At 45.2% G+C, this 3,789-nt stretch carries 5 protein-coding genes; 2 read left to right on the forward strand and 3 right to left on the reverse strand.

Annotation, left to right across the window (positions count from 1 at the left end; translation table 11 throughout):
• From ABEW34_RS31465 to ABEW34_RS31475, 3 genes are all read right to left on the reverse strand, one after another.
• On the reverse strand, positions 1-421 hold a 421-nt coding region (locus tag ABEW34_RS31465), incomplete at its 3' end, for an SDR family oxidoreductase (RefSeq protein WP_430165684.1).
• The gene (locus tag ABEW34_RS31470) at positions 418-918 is read right to left on the reverse strand and encodes a hypothetical protein (RefSeq protein ID WP_430165696.1); all 501 of its coding nucleotides are present in this window, start codon (positions 916-918) and stop codon (positions 418-420) included. The genes ABEW34_RS31465 and ABEW34_RS31470, both read right to left, overlap by 4 nt.
• Positions 919-1,035: 117 nt before the next feature.
• A complete protein-coding gene (locus ABEW34_RS31475) occupies positions 1,036-1,602 on the reverse strand; it encodes a MarR family winged helix-turn-helix transcriptional regulator (protein WP_430165687.1) in 567 nt (188 codons plus the stop codon).
• Positions 1,603-1,874: 272 nt separating this feature from the next.
• Between ABEW34_RS31475 and ABEW34_RS31480 the strand changes: the two genes are divergently transcribed.
• On the forward strand, positions 1,875-3,242 hold the full coding sequence (locus tag ABEW34_RS31480; protein ID WP_430165690.1) for an amidohydrolase family protein: 1,368 nt from the start codon (positions 1,875-1,877) through the stop codon (positions 3,240-3,242).
• Positions 3,243-3,447: 205 nt separating this feature from the next.
• The coding region (locus ABEW34_RS31485; RefSeq protein ID WP_430165693.1) for a DJ-1/PfpI family protein at positions 3,448-3,789 on the forward strand (342 nt) is incomplete at its 3' end.

Genomic DNA, 3,789 nt, shown 5'->3' on the forward strand with positions numbered 1-3,789 from the left:
CATAAGGGCGCAACACGGTGTGGCTGAGACCCGATTCTCTCAGCGTCTTCTCGATTTCTTGATGCCAGCCCGCCACTGCCACTGGAGAGCTCAGCTCAAAGGCAGGGCTGGATATTTTTACGATGTGCTTGATTCCAGACTCGGCGGCAATCTGAATGATTGAAGTTTCCAATTCGATTTGTCTTGGACTGTTGGACATGGCAAGAAAGAGCTGGCTAGCACCTGCAAACGCGCGGCGCAGCGATTCGGGGTCGGAAGCATCCGCCGATGCGACCTCGATAGTCGATCGTCCTTTTTCACCGACCTGATTACGCAACTTCTCTGGCTCTCTGCTCAGTGCCTTGACGGGTACTCCAAGATCAACCAAACGTTCCAAAAGCGCACTGCCTATCGTACCTGTTGCTCCCATAATAATTATCATTTTTTTGTTCTCCTTTTGGATGAAAAATGAGTTGTTACGGCAATACGCCACCGCCATGTCACGATTGTGCTTGCTATGAATCCAGACAACGGGAAATCGATCCAGACACGACCGACCCAGGCCCAGTGATTGCTCGGAATCATATTTTCTAGTAAAACAGATGTCACCCATGCGGCGTATAGGCCAAAAGAGGACCCGGCCAATGCGAACACCGCTACCACAAATAAGTGAGGTGCACCGATGACCCATCGTACATCGCCCACTCGGCTGCGCAACAAAAGGCCAATCATCAAGGCCAACAAGGCCGATGCACCACCGATTGTGGTCAATGCCCCGATTTGAAGCCCCCTATCAGCAGTAACTAATCCCCCGATACCTGCCATGATGGCAGGAGCAGCATAGGCCATTACCACTTCACGCCATAGTACAAAACTCTTATTCTTGGAGCTAGCAGCCTGGATGCCATAGGCAGCATCTGTCTGATTCGGGTATTTCATCTTGTTCACTTAGTTGCTCCCTTCTTCTTTAAAATAGTTCAATGATTGCTTTCAGCGAGATATAATTAGCTTCCTAACTATATAAGAGTAAAAATAGGCTAGCTTCACTAGCCCATTCTACTCATTACTGATAATTCCCTTTGATTTCGGGCCTTGTTCCCTCGTAAGTGCTGAGATACCTTGTGTAACTCGGCCAAGCAGGTCTAGAAATACGCTGCGCTCATCCAGATTGAGCAAGCCCACCATTGCTTCCAGCCGAGCGAAATGCTCAGGAGCCATGTCACGAAGCTTCTTCGCTCCTTGTTCCGTCAAAATGACCGATTTCTGACGGCCATCGTCTGAGCTTGATCGCCGAGATACTAGCCCATCTCGTTCAAGAACGTCGATAAGACCTGTCACTGTAGCACGTGTAACGCCTAGATGCTCCGCTAATTGCGAAGGCAGCTCTTCTCCCTCGTTATCTTCAAGATCTGCCAATAAACGATATCGACTTGTTGATAAACCGAATCTAGAGAAATGAATCTCCGAGGCATGTCCAAGCTTGGCTCCCGCTGCCATTAGCCTAGACGCGACGAGTACAGCTTGTGCGTCTATGTCTAGGTTATAGCGATCAATCTGACGCTTGGATTGTACAAGCGAAGGAATAGCGTCAATGTCATTTATTATTTTATTGTTGTTTTCCATATACATAGTATGGATCCTAACTACTTTTATGTCAACACATTTTTATAATCTTTCAACACCCTGCCTTTCTTCATATCTGGAACTGTTTTTTTACATTCGGAACGCTAGTAACTGCCTAACATTCAGCCGTTAAATCCACTGCTTCCGGTTTACAAATTGTGCTAAATTATGTAATGTATATATTGTGAGCCTTGCATTATTTTGTTGATTAGTCGCTTTGAGCATTCATTTTTATCCTCACTTTTGTAAGACCCATTCATTTAACAAAGGAGATGGAAAAGTTGAGTGAACGTTACTTAATTAAAAACGGCTACGTGTTAACGATGGACAAGTCTTTAGGAGATTTTAAAAAAGCGGATATTCTAATAGAAGATTCGCTCATTGTAGCAATAAAAGAAGAGCTCGATGCAATAGATTGCGAAATTGTCGATGCAACGGATATGATCGTCATGCCCGGCTTCGTCGATACCCATCGTCATGTTTGGGAATCTTTAGTTCGAACCATAGGAACGGATTGGTCGCTGCCTACCTATTTGCAAAACATTTATTACGGCGGGCTTGGCAGCAAATTGCGGCCAGTCGACAGTTATGCAGCTAATTTGCTGGGCGCGTTGGATGCGCTAAATGCCGGTGTAACGACTCTATTGGATTGGTCGATGATTTATTCCCCTGAACATGCAGACGGATTCGTTCAAGGTTTGCAAAATGCCGGAATCCGCGCCGTATTCGCATATGGAGCATCCGGAGAAACTGAATATTGGGACCGTGCTAGCCAAAAAATCGTTTCAGATGACGTGTACCGTATCAAAAAACAGCATTTTTCTTCCGACGACCAATTATTAACGATGGGCTTAGCGATTAGAGGGCCAGAATTCAGCCACTGGGATGCAACGGTTCAGGAAATAAGGCTTGCAAGAGAACTGGATGCGATCTGTTCCATGCATGTCGGTTTTGGCAGCTGGGGTCCAGATGACCGCTCCATAGAAAAGCTATATAAGGCTGGCCTCCTTGGTCCTGATTTGAATATGGTGCATGCGAATACAATGGGTTATGACGAGTACAAAATGCTTGCAGATTCAGGAGCGTCGATATCGATTACGCCTGAGGTGGAAATGATGATGGGGCATGGGTATCCAGCCACTGGGGTGTTTTTGGAGAATGGCGGAACACCTACACTCGGTGTAGATGTCGTGACTTCAACCAGCGGGGACATGTTTGCGCAAATGAAATTTATGCTGCAGGCGGAGCGGGCAAGAACCAATCAGAATATTTTAGCATCCAAAAACATGCCGGGCGAGTTGAGTTTAAAGGCACAGCAAGTATTAAATTTTGCAACGATTGCTGGAGCTAAAGCTTTGAAATTAGACCATAAAATCGGCAGCTTAACGCCTGGAAAAGAAGCCGATCTCATTATGGTTCGAATGACAGATTTGAATATGTTTCCCGCTTCCGATCCCGTTGGAGCTGTCGTACAATTTGCGAATCCCTCAAATGTTGATTCCGTATTTGTGTCCGGACGTCCAGTAAAACGCCACGGACAGCTGCTTCACGTCGATTTAAACCATGTGCGTAAAATCGCAGGTGAAAGCAAAGAATATTTGTTTTCTACTCTTGCAGATACCGCAAGTGGGGTCGTTTAAAGCAGCTAGATGGCTTGAGAACTTCGCGCGATCCTTCTCATAGGTTTGGAAAAGGCAGCCGTTCCTTAGGGGATGGCTGCCTTCAATTCGATGACAGCCTTAGAAAGGTTCTCACAATATACACACTTCTATATACCTATACCCCGTATAGGTATGTTAAAATATTTTGTGAAAAACAAAATCCCAGAATAAAGGAGAGATCATCATGAAAATCGCAATTATGCTTTTTGATGGGATCACAGCATTAGATGCAATTGGTCCTTACGATGTGTTCGCCGCTACACTGAAATGTGAAGTAAAGTTTGTCGCTAAGAGAAAAGGTTTAATTAAACTGGACTCAAATATGGGCTATTTGCATGCCGATTACAGCTTTTCTGAAGTTACGTCAGCTGATATTCTTGTTGTTCCGGGTTGTAGTCCGCCAAATTATAAAACGCCAATGAATGATGAAGAAACGTTAAATTGGATTCGCCAAATACATGAAACTACGAAATGGACTACGTCGGTTTGCAACGGCTCATTGATATTGAGTGCAGCAGGCTTGCTA

Origin of the sequence: Paenibacillus algorifonticola (assembly GCF_050481745.1) — a bacterium.
In the GTDB taxonomy this organism is placed as follows: Bacteria; Bacillota; Bacilli; order Paenibacillales; family Paenibacillaceae; genus Pristimantibacillus; species Pristimantibacillus algorifonticola_A.